Here is a 20,914-nt window from a genome sequence, read left to right on the forward strand (position 1 = left end):
GTCACCTGGCCCGAGGTCGGCACCGCGGTGGGTGCCCAGTTCCTGTACGACTCCTGCGGCCACTGCGACTACTGCGTGCGCGGCGAGCAGATCCTCTGCCCGAGCAAGCGGATCACCGGTGTCGTCACCGACGGCGGCTACGCCGAGTACGCGGTGCTCAAGGCCGGCTATGTCACCCCGCTGCCCGCCGGGCTCGACCCGGTGGCCGCCGCCCCGCTCATGTGCGCGGGCCTGACCGCCTTCAACGGACTGCGTCAGGGCGGCGCCAGGGCCGGCGCACGCATCGCCGTCATCGGCGCCGGCGGCATCGGCGCGCTCGCCATCCGCTACGCCGCCGCCATGGGGGCCCGCGTCGCCGTGGTCGGCCGCTCCTCGCGCGGTGCGGAGCAGGCCAAGACCCTGGGCGCGGAACTCTACGTGGCCACCGCCGAGACCGACCCGGCGGCAGCCCTCAGGGCCTGGGACGGGGGCGCCGACCTGATCCTCAACGCGGCACCGTCGACCGACGCGGCTGCGGCCGCCCTGGGCGGGCTCGCTCCCGACGGCACCCTGCTGCTGTGCGGGTACGGGCCGGAGCCGCTCGTGCTGCCGACCCAGCCCATGGTCCTCAACCGCCTGCACGTGGCCGCCAACCCGTCCGGCTCCCCGCACGACCTGCGCGACACCCTCGCCTTCTCCGCCGCCCACAACATCCTGCCCGACATCACACCGATCACGCTGGACGACGCCCCCGCCACCCTTGACGCGATGGCCGCCGGCACCGCCCACGGCCGCCGCGTCATCACGTTCTCCTGACCCACCTGTCGGCCTTCTCCTAGTCAAGGAACACATGATGTCCTACGTCATCCTCGTCAGCGGCGCGTCCAGTGGCTTCGGTGCGCTGACCGCGCGGGCCCTCGCCGATGCCGGGCACATTGTCTACGCCGGGATACGGCAGACCACCGGGCGCAACGCGCCGGCCGTCGCCGAGGCGCGCGCCTATACCGAGGCGCACTCGGTGCGACTGCACACGGTGGAGCTCGATGTCTCCAACCAGTCGTCCGTCGACGACGCCGTGGCCGCCGTCACCGCCGAGGAAGGCCGCATCGACGTCGTCGTCCACAACGCCGGCCACATGGTGCTCGGCCCGGCCGAGGCATTCACCCCGGAGCAGATCGCCCAGATCTACGACACCAACGTGGTCGCCACGCAGCGGCTCAACCGCGCCGTCCTGCCACAGATGCGCGACCGGCGCGACGGCCTGCTGGTGTGGGTGGGCTCCTCCAGCACATACGGCGGTACGCCCCCTTACCTTGCCCCCTACTTCGGGGCCAAGGCCGCGATGGACCAACTGGCCAAGAGCTATGCGGTCGAACTGTCCCGTTTCGGCATCGACACCGCCATCGTCGTCCCCGGCTCCTTCACCTCCGGCACCAACCACTTCGCCCACGCCATGCACCCCCAGGACACCGACACAGCCGCCGCCTACGAGCCGCTGTACGGTGGCCTGATGGACGAGGTCGGCAAGCGGCTGGCCGCGTTGGCGCCCGCGGACGCCGACGTCAACGAGGTCGCCCGCGCCATCGTCACCATCGTGGACACGCCGAAGGGCCGACGCCCGTTCCGTACCACGATCGACCCCGCCAATGATGGCTCCCAGGAGGTCAGCGACGTCGCCGACCGCGTCCGCGCCGATTTCTACGACCGGATCGGCCTCACCGACCTGCTGTCCCTCCGGGCCGACAGCTGATCTGCCTGCGCGTGCGGCCCAGGCCTCGGTCCTGCGACTGGGGGCCTGGGCCGCATGGGAGGGGTGGCGGTGCCGATGCAGGTGCGACTGCTGGACGACTCGATCGTCAACAAGGCGTGAGAAGCTGTTGTCTTTTCGACCTTGAGAGATGCGCTTCAAACGCAAGTCTCGATCGGGTGGTCGCGGAGCGCGGGGCGCATACGAGTGGGGCTTCCTGAACAGCTCGTTGGTGTCCAACCACCGAGCAGCAACAGGAGGCCCCTGGGGCCGCAGTCTTCCGTGTCGATGCCCTGGCAGTCCACGTCCGTCGCCCTGGACTGGTGACTGTCTGGCTCACCGGTTCGGCAACGCCGCCGACAACGGGGTGCGCGAGTGCCGGTACCCGACGGACATGACCGACGCAGAGTGGCGGCCGTCCGGCCGCTGCTGCCGGGCTGGATGCAGCAAGTGGCGGGCGATGCCCGCCGACTTCCCGCTGTGCGACCGGGTGTACGCGTTCTTCCGCCGCGGGCGCGAGAACGCGCTGGTCAGGGAGTTCCACGACCGGCTGCGCGTGCGGATATGGGAGAGGCTGAGCGGGGATGCCGAGCCCACGGCCGGGGTGCTCGACTCGCCGTCGGTCAAGTGCCGAAGGCGGCGACCATCACCTGGCAGGTCGCCGGCCCCTGCCCGAGCCGGGGCCGGTCGGCCGCCAATCGGCTCCGCCTCGGGCGGGCTCCGCACGGTCGATGTGGGCAGGGCTTGACGTCACGTGGCCGGCCAGAACCTGCTGGGCCCGCTCCACATTGAGCGCGCGAACGGCAGAACCTCGAACACCACGTCCGGAGGACGTGTCGACGGTCGACGCTGTGGAGGAGGCGGTCATCGCCCGGATCCTCAGCTTCTTCCAGGACGGCCCGGCCACGCTCGCCGCTGAGATCACCGCGTGGGGCCGGGTGGTCCCGGAGATGTTCCGGAAAGGGCGCCCGCACGAGGTCAGCGTCTGGCTCGCGCACGGCTTGTTGGGGTGAACACGTGCCCGCCGCGCCAAGGGGCGGGCGGGCACGCCACACGGTTGGCCGTCAGGACGTTGCGGCCGATGGAGAAGACGTCCAGTGCCGAAGTCCAGCGCGGTGGCCGCCGGCGGCCCGGGGGACCGGACCGCCGGTCCACGCGGACCAGATGTGCGGCAAGCCGCGGTCGGCGACGTCGCACAGGAGCCGGAACGTCGTCTGAGGAAGAGCAGCAGGCTCAACGGGCCCAGGGCGAGCCGCGCTTGCTTCATCGACACTTCTGGACGGTTCATGGCTCGCCTCGAGCTGCACGGCGAGGCCGTGATGTGCGGTCGGTGACGCGGCGGGAGTCCGGCGGTTCCGAGGAGGCTCCTCGGCCCGGACCGGAGCGGCGAACACGCGCGTGCGTCCGGAGGGGGAGAGCTGCATTCATCTTCGAACTGAGCGTCCGGGCGCGTCAGTCGAGGGCCGGGCTCGTGGCGATGGCCGGCCAGAGGAGGGACGTGACGCGATGCGCCCAGTCGGCGGACGGGCGCTTTCCGGTGAGCACGTGGTCGGCGACGTAGCCGCCGAAACAGAGGGTGACGACCCGGTCGACGTCGACGTCCTCCCGGACGGCGCCGAGCCGCTGCAGGGAGAGCAGGGTCTGGGTGAGGTCCGCGCAGCGCGGTCGCACCGCGTGCTCGCGCAACTGGGTCAGCAGCCCTGGTGTTCTCGCTGCCTCTGCCATGACGTGGCCGTACAGGGAGAGGGTGCTCGGGTCGTCGGAGCGGGGATCGAGGCGCCGTACGGCCTCCGTGAACGTCTCGCGCGGTGTGCGGTGCTGCCTGTCCCTGGGTGGGTCCGCCTTCTCGGGTGTGTGCGCCTCGCGTCCGAGGACGTCGACGACGAGGTCGTACTTGCTCGCCCAGCGGCGGTAGACCGACGGCCGGGAGACACCGGCGTCCGCGGCGATGTCGGTGATGGTCATGCGGGCGTAGCCGTCGGCCGACAGCCGTGCGCGGGTCGCCCTGAGGATCGCCTCCTCGGCGGCGGGGTCGCGGGGCCTGCCGGCCGAACGCGCGCGGTGCGACGCGTCCGCGGCCGACGCTGGCCGCTCGCGTCTGGCACTGCCCATCGGTCTCGTCCTCGCGTCGACTGCCACTTTCGTTACAGCTATTGACTGTAATGCAATGGGTGGACAGAGTGAAGCCCATGCGGCCCGACGGGACACCGCCGGCCGGCCGGACCGTCCCACCGGCACTGAAGGGATCGATGCACCGTGTCCGGCCTGACGTGTTCTCTCGCGGTTTCTCCGGCGGCCTGCGGCATCAGCCCGGTCCTCGCCGAACGCGAGGCCGCGGACATTCGGGAAAAGCAGCAGACAGGGAGGGAACGCCGAGATGCCCGGACGCAGCAGGAGAATCGAGTTCACCGGATCGCAGGGCGCACCGCTCGCGGCGCGACTGGAGCTGCCCGCGGCGACGCCGCAGGCGTACGCCGTGTTCGCGCACTGCTTCACCTGCGGCAAGGACACCTTCGCCGCCGCCAGGATCCCACGGGCGCTGACGGAGTACGGGATAGCGACGCTGCGCTTCGACTTCACCGGACTCGGCGAGTCCGGCGGCGACTTCGCGGACAGCACGTTCAGCTCCGACGTGGAAGACCTGGTGCGTGCGGCCGGGTATCTGCGTGACCATCTTGCTGCGCCCTCCCTGCTGATCGGGCATTCGCTGGGCGGCGCGGCGGTGCTCGCCGCGACGCACCGGATCCCCGAGGTCAGGGCGGTCGCGACCATCGGCAGTCCGGTGTCGCCCGAGCACGTGGTGCGCAGGTTCGACGAGGAACGGGCGGCGATCGAGCAGCGCGGTGAGGCAGAGGTCGATCTGGGCGGCAGGACCTTCCGTATCCGCCGGAACTTCCTCGACGACCTCGCCGCCCAGCCCCAGCGGGAGCGCATCCGCCGGCTGGGCGCGGCGTTGCTGGTCATGCATTCCCCGGCCGACGAGACGGTGGAGGTGGACAACGCACGGCAGATCTTCGACGCCGCCCGCCATCCCAAGTCCTTCGTCGCGATCCCGGGCGCGGACCATCTGCTCACCGACCGGGCCGACGCCGCCTACGTCGCCGCCGTGCTGGCGGCGTGGGCCACGCGCTACCTCGCCGGGCCCGGACCGGGTGGCCGTCGCGGTGCCGCCTGACCCTTGCTGCCGGACACCGTGCCGGCGCGTGCCCGAGACGGCCGGCCGGTGTGTGCCGTCCCTCTGGGGGCGGGGACCGGGGACGGGGGCCGGAGGCGGGACGGGCGTGGATGCGGGCGATGTCCGAGGAGCTCGGGTGGTGGACAGCCGGCTTCCAAGGGGCACGGAGTGCTCGTCGCCGCGCCCCAAGAGCGGGGCACCCCGTCACGGCCGGGCGGCCGTCGTCGCGTCCCTTGCGGCCGGATGGTCTCCGGACGGCGGGGCCGTCCGGCTCGCGTCGTGCCGGGGCGCGCCCTCGTACGGGCCCGGGAATTGCGCACTCCGGCGCCGCGGGGCCCGGAGCGCCGTTGTCGTACGGCCTGAGCAGTGGGATCCTGTTCAGTTGCAATATGTGTCTGTGAAGGAAATTGTCCACCTGCCCGGTGGCGAAGCTACGGGCGGGGGGCCGCCGGGATTCGCGTAGGGTGCTGGTGCGGTGGGGGAGTGGGTGGTCGGCCTGGCTCCGGCCGGTTGGTGTGGGAAGGGATGAGATGGCGAGGGTGAGGGCGGTGGGTTCCCGTGAGCGAGTTGATGGGCGCAAGGGGCGCTCGGGGGTGGAGCCTGCGGCGGCTGCCGGCGGACGGCCCCGGGATCCGGCGATCGAGGAGGCGATCATCCAGGCCACGCGCAAGCGGCTGGCCACGGATGGCTACGCGTCCATGACGATCGGGGACATCGTCGCGGACGCTGGTGTCACCCGGCCGACCCTGTACCGGCGTTGGGCGAACAAGTACGACCTCGTCATCGACGCCCTGCAGTACGGGCTGCGCAAGCAGCGGGAGGCCTACCCCCCGCTGGACATGGAGCAGTTGGCACCGCGCGAGGCGCTCGTCGAAGCGGTACGGCGTCTCGACCCCCGCTACCACAACGAGCGGGCCATGGCCCTGCACGGCAACTTCATGGCCGAGGTTGAGCGCGCGCCCGGCCTGCTGGAGCAGTTGCGGGAGCACGGTGTGCGGCCCCGGTGCGAGGAGCTGCTGATGACGCTGGTCTCGCTGCAGCGCCGGGGCGCGGTGCGCGAGGACGTGGACCTGGACATGGTGGTCACCCTGTGTTTCGGCAGCTACTTCGCCGACTACCTGCGCACTGGTCGGGAGGTTCCGGACGACTTCGCGGAGCGGGTCGTCGCCGCGGTGTGGCCGGCGCTGGCCGTGGACGGCGGGGTCCGCTCCGTCTGAGCGGGCCCCTGGGCGCGGTGCCCGGCGCGGCGCGTCCGTCGTCGCTTCGTGCAGGGCCGGTGGACGGAGATTTCATTACAGTCATTGACTGTAATGAAATCTCGGGGCATCGTTGTCGTGTCAGACCCCGTGGCGACACGAGAGGACCCCGCGCATGAGCGAGGACAGCCGCAAGGCACTGATCGAGCGCAGCACCCCGTTCCTGTCCGAGGTCAGGAACCGCACGGCCGGCAAGGATCTGGAGAGCTGGCTGAACACCACCTACGGCCTATCGGGGTCAGTACCACGCGCACCCCTACGGTGAACTGAACCTCGTCGTCCCGATCGACCCCGGCGCCGAACTGGTGGGGCCGAACGGCTGGCAGGGACCGGGCTGGACCGCGCCCGCCCCAGGCAGCCACCACTACCCCGAGGTCCGGGGAGGCGCACTGATCGCCCTCTTCTACCTGCCCGCCGGACGCATCTCCTACGACATCCGTCCCTCCCGGTCCGCCGCTGCCGCCGCATAGGACGGTGTTACAACGCGGACTCACGATCATGGGGCGTTCCGAGGCCGGCGAGTCGGTGCTCGCCCGTGCCGCACGCGCTCTGGAGGGATCGGGCCACCTCGCTCGCCCGCCGTGGACGCCTCGCCCCCGGCGTCCCGCGACCGCGGCAGCAGCGAGTCCAAGGAGACAAATGCCGGTCGGCGCCGTGTTGTTCCCCTGCGTAACGATGTGCCAAGGGTGAGGAAGGATCGCTGCGGCCATGGCCTTTTCCGTCGTTCTCGCCGTTCTCGCGGCCTGCAGTAATGCCCTGGGAACCGTGCTGCAAAGACGTGCGGCGCTGAGCGTCCCCGAGTCGACGTCACTGCGCCTCGGGTTGCTGGCAGACCTGTTGCGGACGCCCGTGTGGATCGCGGGCATCGCCGGTGTGACGCTGTCGGCGATCCTCCAGGCGCTCGCCCTGGGCTCCGGTTCGCTCGCCGCCGTCCAGCCGGTCTTCATCCTGGAGCTGCCGCTGGCCCTCGTGATCGGCGGGATGGTCTTCCACGTGCGCCGCTCACGCAAGTCCTGGGCGTCGGTGGCGTGCATCGCCGTCGGCCTCGCCGTCTTCCTGTTCTCGCTCGCCCCTTCCGGGGGGCGTGCCCAGGTTCCGGTTCTCTGGTGGGCGCCGACCGTCGTCGTCATCGGCGCCCTGGGCACCGCTCTGGTGCTGACCGCCGGCGCTCGGCCCTTCGGCCGCGCGCGGGCGGCCTGCCTGGCCGCCGGTGCGGCTCTCGGCAACGCGCTCGCCGCAGCGCTGATGAAGTCGGCCATGGGTGTCCTGGACGATCAGGGAGCCGTGGCGTTCCTCCTTTCGTGGCAGACGTACGGCTGCGCGGTGATCGGCGCTGCGTCCCTCTTCCTGCTGGGCGCCGCCATGCAGGCCGGCCCGCTGATCTCCTCCCAGCCCGCTCTGACCCTCACCGACGCCGTGACCGGTGTCGTGCTGGGAGTGACGCTCTACGCCGAGCAGCCCCGTACGGGACTGTGGAACCTCCCGGCCATGCTCGGCTTCGGCCTGCTCACCTACGGCGTCTTCACGCTCTCCCGGACGCGTTGCCTCGCGGAGTGCCTGGACGCCGAGGAGAAGGCGCCGGACCAGGCGGAGAAGGCCGCGGTCTAGCGCCGGCTGGTCGCGTGCGGGTCAGCCGATGCGGAGGTCGGCGATCAGGCCGTCACGCAGGCGGAAGGTCATGGGGCCGGTGCCGTTGTACCGGTTGCTGGTGACCTTGGGCGTGACGAGATGGCGGTCCGGATCGGGACCGGCCTCCGCCTCGATCAGTTCGAAGTGGGCCTGCACACCGCTGTTGTCGGTGCGGTCCCAGTCGCGCAGGCCGTCACGTCCGTGGAACTCGCACCCGTAGTTGTAGAGGTGGGCGTCGGTGAAGGCGGCGGCAAAGGCATCGCTGTCGCCGCGGTTGGTGGCTTCGATGAAGGTGCCGATGGCGGCGGGGACGTCGAGCGCGGTCATGGTCGTCTCCTTGCAGGTCGTGGCGTTGCCGGGACGGGCGGCGTCGATGGACGGCGCTGAAAGTGCGACGCGGTCAGGCGAAGGCGATGACCCGGCGGCCACGGCCGGTGCCGGCCACCATGGCGTCGAGGGTGGCCGGCGCCTCGTCCAGCGTGATCGGTGTCACCTCGGGCAGGATGCCGTGTGCGGCGGAGAAGGCGAGGGTGTCGCGCAGGTCGTGCGGCGAGCCGGAGGGGTTGGCCGCGACGCGCAGGCGGTTGAGGACCATGGGCTGGGTCGGCAGCACGAGCGGTTCCGGCCCGTACCCGCACAGCAGCAGCGTGCCGTCGGGTGCGAGGCCGCCGAGTGTGGCCGCAGCCGCCTCCGTCGACGGGGCCGTGTTGAGGATCAGGTCGGCACCTTTGGCCCAGGCTTTGAGCGCGTCGACCGGGTCGGTCTCGGACGTGGCGACGTACAGGTCGGCGCCCAAGGCCTTGGCCTGTTCCCCTCCGCGCGGTGAGCGGCCGATGACGGCGACCCGCGCGCCCATGGCGACGGCGTACCGGACGGCGAGCGCGCCGATGCCTCCGGCCCCGATGACGGCGACACGGGAGCCGGCGCGTGCCCCGCCCTGCCGTAGTCCGTTGAACGCGGTCAGGCCCGCGCACATCAGGGGAGCGGCGGCGACCGGATCCAGGCCGGCCGGCAGCGGTGTGACGTACCCCGCCTTGAGCAGCGCGTACTCGGCGTAGCCGCCGTCGACCACGACACCGGTGATCCGCTTGCACAGCCGTACCGACCTCCGGCCAGGTGACCCCGTTCCCCACGGCGTGACGACTCCGTTGATCTCGTGGCCGGGGATCACCGGGAACCGGGCGAAGGGATAGTGGCCCAGCAGCAGGTTCAGGTCCGAATAGCAGACGCCGCACGCGGTGATCCGGACGAGGACCTCACCCGGTCCGGGTTCGGGAATCTCGACGTCCTCGAGGATCAGCGGTGCGTTCGCTCCGGTGGCTACTGCGACACGCATGGTGGTCTCCCGGGATGCGGAGGCAAGTTGTCAGGGGCCACCGCGCCGGGAGCGGGCCGAGGCCGGCGTGTGGACGAGCCCTGACCTGGACGAGGTTCTTCCGCCCGGCCCCTTCACACATGACCGGCGCCCTGTGCCACCGCCATCGTGGCGCTGCGTGCCGCGCAGGGCCGGCTCGCCGAGGCCTACGCCGCCGAACTGGTGCCCCTCGGCATCGACGTCACCGTCCTCGCCTTCGGCAGGGCATCCGGGGAGACCGGCGGCCCGGCGGCGTCCGTCCACGCCGCGGACACCGACACCGCCGCGTTCTACCGGCCGGAGATGACCGGCCCGCTGCGGCATGGCGAGGAACACGGCACAACCGCGGCGCCCGTGGCCCGCGTCGTGGCGGCTCCGCAGGGCACCCGGCCGGTGTACCTCGTCGTCGGCCCCTCCGTGCCGCGGCAGCACACATGACGCGGTCGGTGCGGGCCCCCGTGCGCCGTCAGGCGTCCGGCGCTCCCGCCACCCGTGCCGTCAGGGCGTCTCTGAGCGCCGCCCGGGACGTGATGCCGAGCTTGGGGTGGAGTTCTCTGCACCGACGGTGATATACGGCATGGGGTCCTCTTTTCGGAGCGGCGGACGAGTGGTCGAGTTCCGCTCCGGCGACCGGGCCGAGCGCGCCTTCACATTCGTACGGCGGGTCCGGCCGCGCATCTGCGCAATGACCTATGTGTGTGTCATACGTAGGAGAGGGCGGGAGAGCGTCCGCTCCCCGACGACCCGTCAGGACACTGCCTCGCTGAGCCGCTCGGCCGCGGCCGGCGGAACTCCAAGACGACGAGCGCCAGGGGGGAGACCGGGCGGCCGGCCGATCTCCCGCCCCGACGTTCTTGCCGCATGGTGCGGGCTCCGGCCGGCGCCGGGGACGGGCGTTGCGCCCGTCGACCGCGTGGCGCCTCAGGGCTGCCCAGTACCGCCATGCCGCCATGCCGCGCCTCGGTCCGGAATCCGGTGCCGTCACCGGGAAAGGACCGTGGACGTGGCCCGGACACGCCCCGCGAGGTGACCCACTACTACCGGCACGGCCGCATCCTGCCCCACGCGCTGCGCCGGATCACCGCGAAGACCACCCGTGACGGAGCGTGAGCTGCGCCCCGGTCCGGCGCTCGGCCCTTCCGCGCTGCGGGCCGCGGCCGGCTGTCCGCAGCCGTATGGCAGGCAGGTCATCCGCACCCCCGACGCCGTTCCGACCCCCTGGGTGCCTCCGCCGTGCCTGCGTCACGGATCGTCGGGAGCGGTCACGTCCAGGGTGCGAGCCAGACCCTGGATGCTCGCGTCCACGCGGGACAGATGCCGCAGCACCTGCCGCGTCGCGATGACGGTCTCGGCCTTCGCGCCGTTGTCGCTCAGGACGAGCCGGGTGGCGATCCCGGAGCCGAGCTCGAGCGGGGTGCCGCCCTGGCCACCGTCGCCCACGGACCTGATCAGGACCGCGAGGGTGCTGTCGATCCGGCGAACCTCGTCCACGACGTCCGGATCGGCGCCGATGGCGACGTCGGCAGGCACCCGTCCTGCGGCGACGGCCAGGCCGCGGGCGTGGAAGGCGGCGGTCTCCAACAGCCCCAGCACGGCGAGCGCAGTGCGCCGCCGGGACCGCAGGGGACTGACCGGGATGATCAGAGGCTGCAGCGAAACACGCAGATCGTCGAGGGCCGAATCCAGCGCGCGGGCCGCAGTGAGCAGGTCCCCGCCGGGCTCGCCGCCCAACCGGGCGAGCGCCCGGGCGAGCACGACGCCCAGCCGCTCCAGCACGTCGCGCAGCAGGCGGTCAGTGCGTTCCCGGGTCCCCACGGGCAGTACGAGCACGGCGGCGGCCAGCCCGCAGACAATTCCCAGCGCGGTCTCCTCGATCCGCACCACCAGCACGTCCGGGGTGAGGGTGTGGAGCAGCGTGTAGAGCATGCCGATCATCGTGGTGACGAACAAGGACATCAGGGTGTAGGACACCGCCGTCGTGTAGTACATCCCGAACACACTGAGGATCGCCAAAGCGAAGGCGGCCCAGGGGCGGTCGCCGACCAGGGCGGCGAGGGCGAACCCGGCGACCACCCCCACGATCGTGCCGATCAGCCGCCGGTAACCCCGGACCAGGATGTCACCCGTCGAGGTGGTGCCGATGTAGACCACCCAGCACGTGAACACCGCCCAGTACCAGCGCTGCGGCGACAGCAGCTCACCGCCCACGATGGCCAGCGCGGATCCGGCGGCGACCTGGAGCGCGGTCCGCGTGGTGGGACGGACGCGGGTACCCGTCTGCCCCGGTACGGGGTCCGCCGCCCGTCCTGAGGCTCCCCGGGAGGGCTTCTCACGCGACACTTCCGGGGACGTCGAGGTGCGCCCGGCGACGGCCGCGTCCGGGCCGGACACGGCACGGGCGAACTCTCCCGCGGAGCGCAAGGCGTCTCTCAACGCCGGGGACACGTCGGGCGGGTCCTCGGTGTCGCGGAAGCCGGGCAGCCGGTTGCGTGCCTCCTCCCCATCGGTGCCGGACGGCAGCAGCCGGGCCGGGCCGAGGTCCACGCGCAGCGCACGAAGCTTCGAGACCAGAATGGGCAGGGCCACCGCATCGCGGGCGTCGACGGCGGATCCGGCGAGGTGGCCCTTCGCCCGGTGCCGGGTCAGGGTGTCGATGTCGGCACCGGGCCACAGGAGCCGCAGCACAGTGATCGCCAGCCGTTCAAGGGCCGTCTCCGCGTCCGCCGTGAAATGCTGGATGGTGGTGCCGGTGCGTGGGCCGGGCGCCACGGTTCCCAGCCGCTTCTCGATCATCAACGCGGCTGCGTGCAGATGGGCCGTGCGACGACGCAGAACGCGGACCGCCCGCTCGGCCCGCGGCGCCTCGGGACCGCCCTCGGCCACCTCGATCAACGCGTCCAGCACCAGCGCCAGCCGTAGCCGGAAGGCCCGCTGCAACCGTGCCGGCGTCCGCTCCGATGCCGGGCGCAGGGCGGCGAACCGGACGAGCCCCGAGGCGCCGAAGGCCACGATCACCGCGAGGCAGAGCTGTGGCAGCTGCTCCACGCGGGTCTCGACGAACTGGGTCACGAAGAAGAGCTGGAAGGCGAAGATGCCCAGCGTGGTCGCGCGTGGTCCCAGCCTCCGGATGTAGATGGCGGCGAAGATCAGCAGCACGAACACCGCGTCCGCCACGACCCGGTACGGCGTCAGCGTGCTGCCGACCATGATGACTGCCAGTGTGACGGGCACTCCGGCCGCAAGGGTGAGCGCTTGGTCGCGGGGGCGGGGCTCGGTGACCGCGACCGTGCTGACCATCGCTGTGAGAGCGCCCGTCACGAGGCTCGGGACCGGCGCGTGCAGCGCCCCGAGGACTCCGAGGGTCAGCAGCACCGCGCAGACCGTGCCGAGTGCCGACAGCATCCGGATCAGTCCGGGATCGGATGCCACGAACCGGTCCCGGACGCCCGCCGCCCCCGGCCATGCCCACAATCCTGTTCCTGACATGTCCCGCCGGCTCCTCTCGCCCGACCGCTGGGCAAGCGCTACGCCGTCGACTCGTCGAGTGACGCCAGGAAGTCGTCGACGCTGACCACGCTGTGGGAGACCATGTTCAGTCCCCGCATCATCGCCTGGTACGTGACCAGGCCACCGGGAGCGGCGATCGCGTCGGTGAAGGTCGTGACGTGGTACCCGAGTTCCATCGCGGTGCGGGCCGTCGACTCGACGGCCATGATCCCGGAGACCCCGGCAATGGCCAGGTATTCGACGCCGCGCCGCCGCAGCTGGGAGTCGAGGTCGGTGTGGGGGAAGACGTCGATTCCTGTGTGCGGTGCGAGGATCACGTCCCCCGGCTGGGGAGCCAGGTCCTCGTGGAACTCGGTGCTCCAGGTTCCGGCCGTGAACATCCGGTTGTCGAACATCTGCCGGTGAATCCCGGAGACGTGCTTCCAGGACGAGTAGTCCTCGTCGCTGAAGGCTGTCGTTGAGTAGAAGAGCGGGATGTTGCCGCGCTGCCCCACCCCGGCGATGAGCTTCTTCAGGCTGTCGATGGTGCCCAGCCGCTCGTACTCCGGGGCGTAGATGGTGTATCCCTTGCCGTCCTCGGAGAAGTTCTCGTTGACCAGGTCGACGAGAAGCACTCCCACTCGACCGCTTTCATAGGCGCTCGCCATGATCGTCCTCCGGTGCAGTAGTTGCCGGCAGCCGGCTTGCCCGCCGGTCTTACGTTACAAGTAATGACTGTAACGTAATCCGGCCGTCGTGTCATCCCCTGTGCGGGGTGGATCGCAAGGCGGTCAGGGGGTGCCTGGCGTCGGCGGAGGCCGCGGGGATCACCCCGGGCGGGCCGCCCCCATGAGCGAGACGGACCGGGCCGAGCTGATCAAGAGCTTGTTGCCGGGGCCGGCCAGCCGGAGGCTGAACCAGGTGCGGTGGGGAGAGATCGAGCCGCACCGCGACTACGCCGAGTCCCTGCTGGAGACCCCCACGGCCACCATGATCCATCAACGACTGCGGGACGAGGGCAAGTCGACGGTGTCCCTGCTGACGCTCCGCCGCTGGGTGCGTGAGAACCTGCCCGACGAGGCCGCCCGCTCGGCGGCGGTGCCAGGAGCTGCCCGAGGTTGCGCGGGTTGCCCCGCAATGACGGTCGGACCACCCCCGTGCGGCCGAAGCGTCCGGGCCGCGACTCTCTTGCAGACTGCCGGCACTGATCACTTCGCGCGTTCGGCTCTGTCTGTGGCCAGGACGCTGTCGAGTACGGCGGCGAACCTTTCCCGTGCTTCCTCGCGCAGGCGGGAATCAGGGCCGGCTTCGCGGACGGGTTGATCGGCAGGGCCGCCGACGTAGTCCTGAACGAACGGCGAAGGCTCGTCCTGGTGCCGCGGGAGACGCCGCTGAGCGAGACCCATCTGGAGAACATGCTGGCGCTGACGCGCATGGGGGCGGCGATGGTGCCGCCCATGCCCGCCTTCTACAACCACCCGCGATCCGTCGACGACATCGTCGACCACGTCACCGCCCGCGTCCTCGACCAGTTCGACCTGCCCGCGCCCGCTGCCGAGCGATGGGCGGGCATGCGCGCAGCCCGCGGGCTCGAACCCGCCGTCTGACCGGCCGCGGCACCACGTACCAAGGAGTTCAGCCTCCCCATGGCTGACGACGACCTTCGCAGCTTTCTCCATGCCCCCACGAGGGAGATCCGACCGTGTTGGCCGGGTTTTCTCGTACATCGGAGCGTGTGGGGTCAGGCGATCACGATCAGCATGACCGCCATGCCCAGTGCCATGAGATCGTGGTACGACAGGCCGTGTAGTACGGCCGTCATTGGCGTATGCGGCGTCCTCGCCGCCGGCTTGCTCCGGGCGAGATCGAACCCCGGGGTGAGCCAGCGCAGTGCGAAGGCGAGGGCGACCATGGTCAGGATGATCGTGACGCTGGGGTCCGAGCCGGTGAGCGTCATGGCGGCTGCACTTCCCGGTGCACTCATCTGCATGCCGGGCATGTCCACCATGCTGGAGCCGCTTTCGCCACCGCCGACGGAAGAACCGGCGCGCATCGTATGGGCCATCCAGGCGGCTGCGGCCATGGTGAGGGCGTGCGGAGCGGCGTGGAGGAGCCGGTATGGCAGCGGCGCGGTCGAGGATCGAACGAAACACGCCGCGGCCAGGAACCAGATGGCCGCGAGGGAGAAGAAGGCCACCTGCGGTGTGACGGGGACGCTCATGCCCCACGGCCAGGTCATCACGACCATCCCCACGGCCATCAGGGCGTGCAGCGCGTGTGCGACACGCTCGAGGGCAGGATTCCCGGCAGGCGCTCCACCGTCGCGGGCCGCGCCCGCACGCCACGCCGCACGCCCGGCGACGGCGGCGAAGCAGATCGTCAGCAACCAGCGCAGAGCAGTCACAGCGATGTCCTTACCTTTCTCCTGCGCCGGACGGTGTTGATCGAGCAGGTCGGTCAAAGCACCGGACGACGGCCTCGTCCGGTGCCGATGCACGAGGGTCTCGAGGATGTCGCCGTCTTCGTCGAGGGCCTGCCACGGGTACGTTCTCCCGCTGACCGCGACGAACACCTCAGATGCCCTTCACTCCAGGGCGGCGCCGGCCGCGACGCAGTCCGTCGTCGTAGGCCTGCGCAGACGTGGTGCACGATCGCCGGACCGTCTCATAGGAGGCGATCACGCCGCGGTGGAGGACAAGCGCCCCCACCTTGCGGCGGCCGAGTGCAAACACAACGGGAAATCATCTCAACTGAACACCGGGGCCGTTGTGTGACGGCGGGTGCTTCCCACGGACGATCCCCCTCACCATGATCAGCCCGTGGCCCTTTCATGTCATCCGCCAGTGTGGCGGCGTCAGGGAAAGGGCTCGGCAGCAAGCCGACAAGCACTCGCGAAGGATTGCCATCGAACATCAAGTCAGCAATCGTCGCAGCTGTTTCACTGAGTGAACCGGCCGTTGCGACCTGATGAACCCCGAGCGCCACGGAGCGGCCAAGGCCAGGCCATCGAGCACAGGACCCGTCGCACACCGCCGCCCCGGACAGCATCTTCACCGAGTCGCGGGAAATCCTTTAGGACGACGGTACCGGAGGCATTCGGCGAGAATACTCCTCTATCTCCACATTCGGGTAGCGAAACTGAGAACGCTCCGCGATCTCGGCTTCGTCAAGGAATGTAGTCATCGGTACCCCCGGAGCGCAGAGCATGAACACCACGAACCGACTCGTGATGTCGTCTCGCAGATTGGATGCCCGATAGTGAACGACATCCGCGGGCTCCCAGAATCCCTCCCCGGCCTTGATCGCGTAGGGCTTTCCGCCTTCCAGCTCGAAAAGCATCTCCCCTTCGAGCATGTACCCGAACAAGGGGCCGGAGTGACGGTGCGGTTCCGGGCCGGGATCGCCCGGCGGAAGTTCCACGACCTGCACCATCCCATGCGTCCCCTCCGGGAGAGACGGGATCCCCTTCACGCAGATATCAAATTTCTGCATCTTCGACTCTGAACCCGGTTTGGCTTCCACTTTTCACCTCGAATTCAAGTTTCGGTCATTTCGGCTGAACGCACTGCTTATGTGCCGTGTACGCGGCCTATGCCATTCCGCACGAATGATGCCGCCTTCCGGCACTTGTTCTGCTCGTGGGCCACGTCCGAAGCAGCACTCCACAAACACCAGCCCCGGAACCGCCGCTCGCCGCGCCCCCAGCGCCGACGCCGTCGTCGGGCTGCGCAAAGCCCAGGCGGAGCACCTGCCGCACCTGACGCTTGCCGCGCCGCGCTGGGCTCGCGCCAACGACCCGGACTTCCCGGACTCGGTCGACAAGCGGGGCGCCGATGCCTCTACCGAGCCGGCGACCTCAACCGCCGGGGTCGAACCGTACCCGCTCCGAGACCGCACAAGGGCCGGCGCGCCTGGCCGCCCTGATCCGACGTCAAACCCGTACGGCACTTCCCGCCTCGACATGGACAAGCGGCTCGAGGTGGCTCCCCTGGCCGTTCCCCGTGTACATACGCCGTCGGACGCCTCGGCTTGTGAGCCGGGCAGCTGGCACAAGCTGCCCGACTGATTCCACCATCATCCCCACGACGGCGGTTTCAGCAGCCGCTATCACGGTCGAGGTCAGTTGCCGACGCGGTACCGGCTGGTGATCGCGACGCGGTTGAAGGCGTTCATCACCGTTGCCAGCCAGGCGACCGCCGAGACCTGGTCCGGGGTGAGTACGGCCGCGGCGGCGTTGTAGTCCTCGTCGCTGACGTGTCCGTCCGGCACGTTGGTGATCGCCTCGGTCAGTCGGAGAGCGGCGCGGTCGGTCTCGGAGAAGTAGCCGGTCTCCGCCCATGCGGGCAGCACCGCGATCCGGTCGGGGTTCTCGCCCTTCTTCAGGGCGTCGCGGGTGTGCATGCGCAGGCAGAACGCGCAGCCGTTGATCTGGGAGGTGCGGATCCTCAACAGCTCGACCAGGAGCGGGTCGAGGCCCGCTGCGGCGGTGGCCTTCTCCACCTCCGACGACAGGGCGATGAGGGTCTTGTAGGCAGCCGGGTGCTGCTCGCCGATGTTGACACGCTGGGGGTCGGTCATGGTTCCTTCGATCCGTTCGTGTGGCCTGCGTCGCGCTCTTCGGGCGCGCGCCGTTTGCGTTCTCATCAGGGAGACGAGGTAGCCCCTCCGGGTGTGACAGCTCAGACGCACGAGTTTGTCGGGGTTGATGCTCGCCACCGACTTCGGGGAGGTGACCATCAAGATCAAGGACGGCGACTTGAGTACGCGCTGGCGCAGTCCATGCCGTCAGGCATCCCCTTCGAGCCCAACGGCTGACGGCCCCTGCCCCCTCTGGTAGCCGGTGGTGCCCCACAGTCGTCGGGTGCTGCCGGCCCCGCGATGTCAGTACACGCGGCGCGAGCCGCAGTGGCGAGGTGTGTGCGGCGGAGCGATGACCGGACGCCCGCTATGCGAAGGCGGTGTGAGCATACGCGGGACTTTTCATGGTGCTGTGGACTGGGTGCTCACGAGACTTGTTACACGGTCAGCTGTCCAATTATGTTCGGTCACCGTGCTCGCATCCCCGCTGATCAGCGTCATAGTCGCCGCGCACGACCTCCAGGGACAACTTGGGGTCTGCCTGAAATCGATCCTGGACCAGTCCTTCCGGGACGTGGAGGTCGTCGCGGTCCTGGACCAGTCTCCCCACTGCCCCGCGGACTTGGTGGACGACTATGCCCGGCGCGATGGGCGGCTCTCGGTCGTACGGCTGACGGGTGTCGCTGGCATCGGTCGGATACGCAACGCGGGGGCCGAGCGCGCCGCCGGTGACTACCTGCTGTTTCTGGACAGCGATCACATCGTCCGGGGCGAAACGCTGCAGGCGATGGCCGACCGGCTGCGAGCGGCGGGCGAGCCGGATGTTCTTCTCTTCGGGCACACCCGCCTCCACCGCAGCCGCTCGTGGCCCGGTGCCGCGGCCGGCCTGCTGGCCCAGCAGGGAAGTGAACCCTTCGCCCCGCTCGACCGGCCCGAGTTCTTCGGTGCTCCCGCCTACTCCTGGGACCGTCTCGTCCGCCGCGAGCTGTGGACCGGGCAGCAACTCGCCTTCCCCGACGGTCTCCACGAGGAGGTCACAGTCGTCCACCGGGCCATGCTCGCCGCCGACCGGATCGCCGTCCTGAAATGGAACTGCGTGCAGATCCGCCGCCGGCACACCCAGCACCCCGCGGGCTCACCCGACGGCACCCACTTCGACGTCTTCGGCCGGTACGAAGAGAGCTTCGGCCTGCTCGGCGAGCGCGGCGCCCTGGACGTGGTGGCTCCCGCTCTCTTCACCCGCATGATTCGCCACTATCTCTTCCTGCTCAACCTCGAGGGATGTCTCTCCCGCTCCGAGCGCCCGCGGTTCTTCGAACGCGCCAGCGAGCACTACCGGCGCTACCTCCCCGACGGCTACGACCACCCCGAAGGCCGAGAGGGTGTCAAGTTCCAACTCATGGCGAGCGGCAGATACAGCGCCCTGGAGGCCGCCAGTCTCCCGCAGCGGGCACGGGGTCTGGTCTCCCGGGGCGCCGCCCTCCGCGGACGGTGACCATGCCGGCGGAAGCGGCGGGCTGCGGACCTGCCGGGCCGTGACGTGACCGCCGCCCAGTTCCGGCACCGGCGCGCGGGGTACGTCACCCACTGACAACAGCCCTCGGGTGCGACCGGCGCCCGTCCGGTATACACCTGAACTGTGCTGTCTCCTCCCCTCCGGCCGAGGCACGCCCCGGGCTCCCGCCCGAGCGGGCGCTGCCAGGCGGGCTGGCCTTCGAGCAGAAGCCCGACGGCTTCCGCGCGGTGCTCTTCGCGGGACCCGGCCGCGCGCACCTGCAGTCCAGGAACGGCGCCGACCTCAGCAGTGCTTTCCCTGAGATCACGGCGGCCGGCCGGGCCCTGCACGCACCGCTGGTCCTCGACGGCGAGCTGGTCGTCGCCAAGGAGGGCCGTCTCGACTTCGGCCGCCTTCAGGCCCGGGCCCGCCGCCGCGGCGCCGCTGCCCGGCAGGCCGCCCGTACCGCGCCGGCGCACCTGATCGTGTTCGACGTCCTCGACACGGCCGACGGCCCACTCCTGCAGGAGCCCTACCGGGCGCGGCGCGCGCTGCTGGAGGAGCTGTTCGCCGAGGGGGTGCTGGCCGCGCCGTTCGTGCTGTGCCCGGCCACCACCGACCGGGCGACCGCCGAGGACTGGCTCGACCTGGTGTGGGGCGCGGCCGGCATCGAGGGCGTCGTGGCGAAGGGCCTGGCGCAGATGTACCAGCCGGGCCGCCGGGGCTGGATCAAGGTACGGGCCCGGGCCAGTGCGGAAGCGGTCGTGGCCTCGGTGACGGGCCGGGTGGCCGCCCCGTCGACGCTCCTGCTGGGCCGCTACGACGAGTCGGGCCGCCTGCGGTACATCGCGCGGACGGCACCGCTGTCGGCGACAGCCCGGCGCGAGGTCGGCGGCCTGCTGTATCCGGGCGGCGCGGACCATCCCTGGCAGCACCGCCGCTTCTTGGCCGGGGGGGCACCCGCGAGGTGATCGACCACCGGCCGGTCGTGCCCGATGTGGTGGTCGAGTTCGCCGGGGACTCCGCGGTGGACGAGGGCCGCTACCGGCATCCCGTCCGCTACCTGCGCGTACGCGACGACCTGAGCCCCCAGCAGCTGCCGCCGCCAGGGGTGTAGCCCGAAGCCGCGCCCGTCGCTGTGCGGGCGGCGGCTCGACAGCATTCTGGTGCGGAGCACAGCCCGTCGTAGCCGAGGGCCGCGCCCGCCTGGGCACTTGCTGCTCTCCCAAGGCGCGGGCCCTGGTTGACGACTGCTTTCCGTCCCAGGGGAACATCGCCCCGGTCTTGGGCATCCGCGCGCCCGAGCACCTGCGATGCTGGCAGCCCCACAGCCCACCGGCACGGCCCAAACAGGGAGGAGCAGATGCTGGACGCCGAACGGTTAACGCACCCCGTGATCCGCGACTGCGTCGACGCGCTCGCCGACGGCCGGGGCGGACTGGTCGTCTACGAGCAGGGACTGGGCGGTCGGGAGACGCTCGTGGCGGCAGCCGTGAGGATCGCGCACGCCACCGGCAAGACACTGACGATCGTCGACGACGAACTCCTCAGGGAGGCAACCGCCGACCTGGCCGCGCGGCTTGGCCTGTCCGAGCACACGTTCCTGTCTCCCGTGCAGGCTGCGAGCTGGCCGACAGGGTTCGATCCGGACGCAGTGCTGGCCATCCACGGGGACGTCCTGCGCAACCGGGACCTGGTGGAGCCGCTGCGTGCCGCAGCCCGGGACGCCAGCGTCCACGGGCACCTCGTCGTCGCCCGCCATTCCTACGGCAGCGCCAGCCTCGACACCTACACCACCCAGCTCCGCCAGATCACCGCCGCGGCCTTCACACCGGCGCCCGGAGCGGGAGACAGCATCGACCAGCAGACGCCGGAGCCCATCGCCCGGCGGGTGCAATCGGAGTCCTGGCAGGCCCAGCAGATTCGGGAGCCGAATTGGATACCGCGCGAGACGGACCTTCAGGCAGAAGCCCGGGCGCAGGAGCCGGACTCCGGGGGAGTCTTCTGGGTGACCCAGGACGAATCGACACAGCTCTCAGGCGTCTGCCGCCGCGTCGCTGTCGTCGTGAGGCAGCAGTTCCTCGTCGATGAAGGTCAGCAGCAGGTCCAGGACGAGAATGGCCCGTGCCTCGACCGCGACGACGGTGTCGGTGGGGTGTTCACGAGTGGCGGTGACCAGGCAGGCCAGAAGCGGTAGAAGATCGCTTCCCGGCTG

The 20,914-nt window shown here is 70.6% G+C and carries 22 protein-coding genes and 1 pseudogene; 15 read left to right on the plus strand and 8 right to left on the minus strand.

Features of this window, described 5'->3' with window-relative positions; translation table 11 throughout:
- The 3 genes from AB0946_RS38695 to AB0946_RS38705 form a co-directional block, all read left to right on the plus strand.
- Window positions 1-795, plus strand: a 795-nt coding sequence (locus tag AB0946_RS38695) for a zinc-binding dehydrogenase (RefSeq protein WP_366765423.1), incomplete at its 5' end; no start/stop codon positions are given.
- A gap of 37 nt (window positions 796-832) precedes the next feature.
- The gene (locus AB0946_RS38700) at window positions 833-1,729 is read left to right on the plus strand and encodes an SDR family oxidoreductase (RefSeq protein ID WP_366765473.1); all 897 of its coding nucleotides are present in this window, start codon (window positions 833-835) and stop codon (window positions 1,727-1,729) included.
- A gap of 830 nt (window positions 1,730-2,559) precedes the next feature.
- Entirely contained in the window at window positions 2,560-2,739 is a 180-nt protein-coding gene (locus tag AB0946_RS38705) for a hypothetical protein (protein ID WP_366765424.1), read from the plus strand.
- Window positions 2,740-3,178: 439 nt separating this feature from the next.
- On the opposite strand, the gene AB0946_RS38710 is transcribed toward AB0946_RS38705, so the two are convergent.
- Window positions 3,179-3,838, minus strand: coding sequence for a TetR/AcrR family transcriptional regulator (locus AB0946_RS38710; protein ID WP_366765425.1), 660 nt, complete (start codon window positions 3,836-3,838; stop codon window positions 3,179-3,181).
- A gap of 265 nt (window positions 3,839-4,103) precedes the next feature.
- On the opposite strand from AB0946_RS38710, the gene AB0946_RS38715 reads away from it, so the two are divergent.
- The 5 genes from AB0946_RS38715 to AB0946_RS38735 all read left to right on the plus strand — a co-directional run bounded on the left by AB0946_RS38715 (window position 4,104) and on the right by AB0946_RS38735 (window position 7,765).
- Window positions 4,104-4,901 carry an alpha/beta hydrolase gene (locus AB0946_RS38715; protein WP_366765426.1) on the plus strand — a complete coding sequence of 266 codons (798 nt, stop codon included), beginning with the start codon at window positions 4,104-4,106 and terminating at the stop codon, window positions 4,899-4,901.
- Window positions 4,902-5,494: 593 nt separating this feature from the next.
- Window positions 5,495-6,118, plus strand: a complete 624-nt coding sequence (locus AB0946_RS38720; protein WP_366765427.1) for a TetR/AcrR family transcriptional regulator — start codon at window positions 5,495-5,497, stop codon at window positions 6,116-6,118.
- A gap of 154 nt (window positions 6,119-6,272) precedes the next feature.
- Window positions 6,273-6,422, plus strand: coding sequence for a hypothetical protein (locus AB0946_RS38725; RefSeq protein WP_366765428.1), 150 nt, complete (start codon window positions 6,273-6,275; stop codon window positions 6,420-6,422).
- Between the two features lie 19 nt (window positions 6,423-6,441).
- Entirely contained in the window at window positions 6,442-6,627 is a 186-nt protein-coding gene (locus tag AB0946_RS38730; protein ID WP_366765474.1) for a DUF4863 family protein, read from the plus strand.
- Window positions 6,628-6,865: 238 nt separating this feature from the next.
- On the plus strand, window positions 6,866-7,765 hold the full coding sequence (locus AB0946_RS38735; RefSeq protein WP_359277890.1) for a DMT family transporter: 900 nt from the start codon (window positions 6,866-6,868) through the stop codon (window positions 7,763-7,765).
- Between the two features lie 21 nt (window positions 7,766-7,786).
- On the opposite strand, the gene AB0946_RS38740 is transcribed toward AB0946_RS38735, so the two are convergent.
- The gene (locus AB0946_RS38740) at window positions 7,787-8,113 is read right to left on the minus strand and encodes a nuclear transport factor 2 family protein (protein ID WP_366765429.1); all 327 of its coding nucleotides are present in this window, start codon (window positions 8,111-8,113) and stop codon (window positions 7,787-7,789) included.
- 73 nt (window positions 8,114-8,186) lie between these two features.
- Window positions 8,187-9,122: a zinc-binding dehydrogenase gene (locus AB0946_RS38745; protein WP_366765430.1), complete on the minus strand. Its 936-nt coding sequence runs from the start codon at window positions 9,120-9,122 to the stop codon at window positions 8,187-8,189.
- Window positions 9,123-9,269: 147 nt separating this feature from the next.
- Between AB0946_RS38745 and AB0946_RS38750 the strand changes: the two genes are divergently transcribed.
- Window positions 9,270-9,578, plus strand: coding sequence for a hypothetical protein (locus AB0946_RS38750; protein ID WP_366765431.1), 309 nt, complete (start codon window positions 9,270-9,272; stop codon window positions 9,576-9,578).
- Window positions 9,579-10,115: 537 nt separating this feature from the next.
- Window positions 10,116-10,250, plus strand: coding sequence for a hypothetical protein (locus AB0946_RS38755; protein WP_359277901.1), 135 nt, complete (start codon window positions 10,116-10,118; stop codon window positions 10,248-10,250).
- Between the two features lie 132 nt (window positions 10,251-10,382).
- On the opposite strand, the gene AB0946_RS38760 is transcribed toward AB0946_RS38755, so the two are convergent.
- Window positions 10,383-12,626, minus strand: coding sequence for an FUSC family protein (locus AB0946_RS38760; protein ID WP_366765432.1), 2,244 nt, complete (start codon window positions 12,624-12,626; stop codon window positions 10,383-10,385).
- Window positions 12,627-12,664: 38 nt separating this feature from the next.
- The gene (locus AB0946_RS38765) at window positions 12,665-13,267 is read right to left on the minus strand and encodes an isochorismatase family cysteine hydrolase (RefSeq protein ID WP_366765433.1); all 603 of its coding nucleotides are present in this window, start codon (window positions 13,265-13,267) and stop codon (window positions 12,665-12,667) included.
- 642 nt (window positions 13,268-13,909) lie between these two features.
- On the opposite strand from AB0946_RS38765, the pseudogene AB0946_RS38770 reads away from it, so the two are divergent.
- A pseudogene (locus tag AB0946_RS38770) lies at window positions 13,910-14,233 on the plus strand (UbiX family flavin prenyltransferase); the annotation flags it as partial.
- Window positions 14,234-14,367: 134 nt separating this feature from the next.
- On the opposite strand, the gene AB0946_RS38775 reads toward AB0946_RS38770, so the two are convergent.
- From AB0946_RS38775 to AB0946_RS38785, 3 genes are all read right to left on the minus strand, one after another.
- Window positions 14,368-15,198, minus strand: a complete 831-nt coding sequence (locus AB0946_RS38775; protein ID WP_366765434.1) for a DUF5134 domain-containing protein — start codon at window positions 15,196-15,198, stop codon at window positions 14,368-14,370.
- 500 nt (window positions 15,199-15,698) lie between these two features.
- A complete protein-coding gene (locus AB0946_RS38780) occupies window positions 15,699-16,148 on the minus strand; it encodes a cupin domain-containing protein (protein WP_234329560.1) in 450 nt (149 codons plus the stop codon).
- 597 nt (window positions 16,149-16,745) lie between these two features.
- Window positions 16,746-17,204: a carboxymuconolactone decarboxylase family protein gene (locus AB0946_RS38785; RefSeq protein WP_366765435.1), complete on the minus strand. Its 459-nt coding sequence runs from the start codon at window positions 17,202-17,204 to the stop codon at window positions 16,746-16,748.
- A 472-nt stretch (window positions 17,205-17,676) separates the two neighbouring features.
- Between AB0946_RS38785 and AB0946_RS38790 the strand changes: the two genes are divergently transcribed.
- From AB0946_RS38790 to AB0946_RS38805, 4 genes are all read left to right on the plus strand, one after another.
- The gene (locus AB0946_RS38790) at window positions 17,677-18,699 is read left to right on the plus strand and encodes a glycosyltransferase family 2 protein (RefSeq protein WP_366765436.1); all 1,023 of its coding nucleotides are present in this window, start codon (window positions 17,677-17,679) and stop codon (window positions 18,697-18,699) included.
- A gap of 248 nt (window positions 18,700-18,947) precedes the next feature.
- Entirely contained in the window at window positions 18,948-19,670 is a 723-nt protein-coding gene (locus tag AB0946_RS38795) for an ATP-dependent DNA ligase (protein ID WP_366765438.1), read from the plus strand.
- A complete protein-coding gene (locus AB0946_RS38800; protein ID WP_366765439.1) occupies window positions 19,667-19,816 on the plus strand; it encodes a hypothetical protein in 150 nt (49 codons plus the stop codon). Before AB0946_RS38795 ends, AB0946_RS38800 begins: the two co-directional genes overlap by 4 nt.
- Before the next feature lie 246 nt (window positions 19,817-20,062).
- The gene (locus tag AB0946_RS38805) at window positions 20,063-20,896 is read left to right on the plus strand and encodes a hypothetical protein (RefSeq protein ID WP_366765440.1); all 834 of its coding nucleotides are present in this window, start codon (window positions 20,063-20,065) and stop codon (window positions 20,894-20,896) included.
- Window positions 20,897-20,914 lie beyond the last annotated feature (18 nt).

The sequence above is a fragment of the Streptomyces sp. NPDC046870 genome, from assembly GCF_040704595.1.
Classification (GTDB): Bacteria; Actinomycetota; Actinomycetes; order Streptomycetales; family Streptomycetaceae; genus Streptomyces; species Streptomyces argyrophylli.

Coding starts and splice junctions, on each gene's coding strand:
- AB0946_RS38700 (WP_366765473.1), top strand. CDS start 833: ATGTCCTACGTCATCCTCGTCAGCGGCGCGTCCAGTGGCTTCGGTGCG.
- AB0946_RS38710 (WP_366765425.1), bottom strand. CDS start 3,838: ATGGGCAGTGCCAGACGCGAGCGGCCAGCGTCGGCCGCGGACGCGTCG.
- AB0946_RS38715 (WP_366765426.1), top strand. CDS start 4,104: ATGCCCGGACGCAGCAGGAGAATCGAGTTCACCGGATCGCAGGGCGCA.
- AB0946_RS38725 (WP_366765428.1), top strand. CDS start 6,273: ATGAGCGAGGACAGCCGCAAGGCACTGATCGAGCGCAGCACCCCGTTC.
- AB0946_RS38735 (WP_359277890.1), top strand. CDS start 6,866: ATGGCCTTTTCCGTCGTTCTCGCCGTTCTCGCGGCCTGCAGTAATGCC.
- AB0946_RS38740 (WP_366765429.1), bottom strand. CDS start 8,113: ATGACCGCGCTCGACGTCCCCGCCGCCATCGGCACCTTCATCGAAGCC.
- AB0946_RS38745 (WP_366765430.1), bottom strand. CDS start 9,122: ATGCGTGTCGCAGTAGCCACCGGAGCGAACGCACCGCTGATCCTCGAG.
- AB0946_RS38760 (WP_366765432.1), bottom strand. CDS start 12,626: ATGTCAGGAACAGGATTGTGGGCATGGCCGGGGGCGGCGGGCGTCCGG.
- AB0946_RS38785 (WP_366765435.1), bottom strand. CDS start 17,204: ATGACCGACCCCCAGCGTGTCAACATCGGCGAGCAGCACCCGGCTGCC.
- AB0946_RS38805 (WP_366765440.1), top strand. CDS start 20,063: ATGCTGGACGCCGAACGGTTAACGCACCCCGTGATCCGCGACTGCGTC.